The sequence below is a fragment of the Aerococcus sp. L_32 genome (genome assembly GCF_050689315.1).
Window position 1 is genome coordinate 1 of record NZ_JBOEQF010000318.1, and the last position, 2249, is coordinate 2249.

Annotated in this window: 3 protein-coding genes; all 3 read right to left on the minus strand. The window is 46.1% G+C overall.

Going from position 1 to position 2249, the window contains the following annotated elements:
• A partial coding sequence (locus ACRCJ0_RS12295; RefSeq protein WP_431390604.1) for an NAD(P)-dependent oxidoreductase occupies positions 1-392 on the minus strand: 392 nt, incomplete at its 3' end.
• Positions 393-456: 64 nt separating this feature from the next.
• Entirely contained in the window at positions 457-711 is a 255-nt protein-coding gene (locus ACRCJ0_RS12300; protein WP_016898098.1) for an ACT domain-containing protein, read from the minus strand.
• Positions 708-2249 (minus strand): biosynthetic-type acetolactate synthase large subunit (ilvB, locus tag ACRCJ0_RS12305; protein ID WP_431390605.1); only part of this gene is annotated, 1542 nt, incomplete at its 5' end. The genes ilvB and ACRCJ0_RS12300, both read right to left, overlap by 4 nt.

Below are 2249 nucleotides of genomic sequence, written 5' to 3' on the forward strand. Positions count from 1 at the left end.
CCCTTAGGCGCAACCATGAACACATCAATTGAAGGATCTGGTTGGATGTTTTTGAAGTGGATGTTGAAACCATGGGCGAAGGCTAAAGCATTTCCTGCTTCTAAGTTCGGCGCAATTTCATTGGCGTAAGTATCTTTTTGAATTTCATCTGGTAATAAAATCATGATGATATCCGCTTTTTTCGTCGCTTCGGCAACTGAATATACATCAAATCCATCGTTACGTGCACGGTTTGCAGAGCTACCTTCACGGATACCGATAATGACATTTTGGCCATTATCTCGTAAGTTTTGCGCATGCGCATGTCCTTGTGAACCATAGCCGACTACAGCGATTTGTTTACCTGATAATGCATTACTGGTCATATCTTTTTCGTAGTATACTTTTGCCATATTTTTTGCCTCCATATATGTGCTGTCGAGTTTTCTTGTGTCAATTCTTTGAAAAATAGCTATCCTAGCCAAGCTCAGATGGGTCTAACAGTGTTGCACTCACCACATCCACTTGCTTCAATAATTGTCTGGTCAAAAGAGTCGCCGCTTCCAAATCTTGGAAATTAATCCCTATCGTAATATAGGAAATCGCCGGATCGTCCGTCCCTGCTAGGGTTAAAGTGTCAATGTTATAACGCGGTTTAAGGACAACTTGTGTCACACGGTTTAAAACACCAGGCCTATTCACTACTTTTAATCGGATAAATTGAAAGATCATGACAAGCCCTCCATTTCATTATTTGCCTTACCAGATGGCACCATCGGGGTAACCCGTTCGTACTTATCAATCAAGACTTCTAATACATAAGCCCCGTCATAAGCCAACATCTCATCTACCGCCGCCTGCATATCCGCTGGGTCCGTTACCTTAGCCGCCTTCACGCCTAAAGCTTCCGACAACTTCACGAAGTCTGGCAAGCTCGATCCAAATTCAGAATGTGAATAACGGTCTGAATAGAAAGCATGTTGCCACTGATGCACCATCCCAAGCACCGTATTATTTAAAATAATAAATTTCGGTTGAATGCCATAATGTTGGATGATATTCAATTCCTGGTTGGTCATTTGGAATCCTCCGTCACCGATGATCCCTACAACAGGATGTTTCTCATCCGCCGCAAATGCCGCCCCAATCGTTGCCGGCACCCCGTATCCCATAGTACCCAGTCCACCTGACGTTAAGTTTTGGCCAGGGAATTGGTAAGGATAATACTGGGCAGCCCACATTTGGTGTTGGCCAACGTCGGTCACGATATAGGCCTGACCATCCGTCGCCTTCCCTAAGTAATCCAGTACCGCTTGTGGTCGAATCGCGTCTGTCATCTCAGGCACCCGAGTAGGATGTAAGGCTTGGTTAGCCGCTTGGTGAGCCAACCAGTCCGTCTTATCAGACCAGCCCGCGATAGCTCCTTGTAAAAGTGCACCCAAAGCCGTTTTAGCATCTGCCAGTAAGGCAATATCTGGTTCCATAATCTTGCCAATCTCCGCTAGATCAATATCCACATGGATAATCTTGGCATCCGGCGCAAAATTGTCAGGATTAGAAGCCACCCGGTCGTCGAAACGGCTACCAATATTTAAGAGACAATCTGTCTCCATCAAGGCCATATTGGCTGCATACGTTCCGTGCATCCCTGCTAACCCTAAGTTTAGGGGGTCATCACTAGCAAGTAAGCCAATCCCTAGTAGGGTATGGGTTACCGGGATATTGTACTGATGAGCAAAGTCGCGTAGTTCTTGGTGGGCTTCAGATTTCACCACACCGTTCCCTACTAACAACAAAGGTTTTTCAGCTTGAAGCAAAGCTTCCTTAATCGCAGCTACCGCTCCCAAGTCTACCTCATGATCCATGTTGTAACCTGGTAAATCGAAGCTATCATCAATATCTTCTAAAGCTACTTCCTGCACGCCGATATCTTTCGGAATATCCACTAAGACAGGTCCTTTACGGCCGGAATTCGCTAAGTAGAAAGCTTCTTTGATGATACGTGGAATATCTTTAGCATCTTCAACTTGATAGGCATATTTCGTGATTGGCGTCATTAAAGAGACAACGTCGGTTTCCTGAAAGGCGTCTTTCCCAATACCAGATGTCGTAACCTGGCCCGAAATGACGACTAGAGGCACCGAATCCATCTGCGCTGTCGCCACCGCAGTGACAATATTTGTCGCTCCCGGTCCACTAGTTGTCACCGCTACACCCACTTGGCCAGCCACACGGGCGTAACCATCGGCCATGTGACCAGCACCTTGTTC

Bases quoted from the DNA above. Each gene is read 5' to 3' on its own strand.
- ACRCJ0_RS12300 (WP_016898098.1), bottom strand. From the start codon at position 711: ATGATCTTTCAATTTATCCGATTAAAAGTAGTGAATAGGCCTGGTGTT.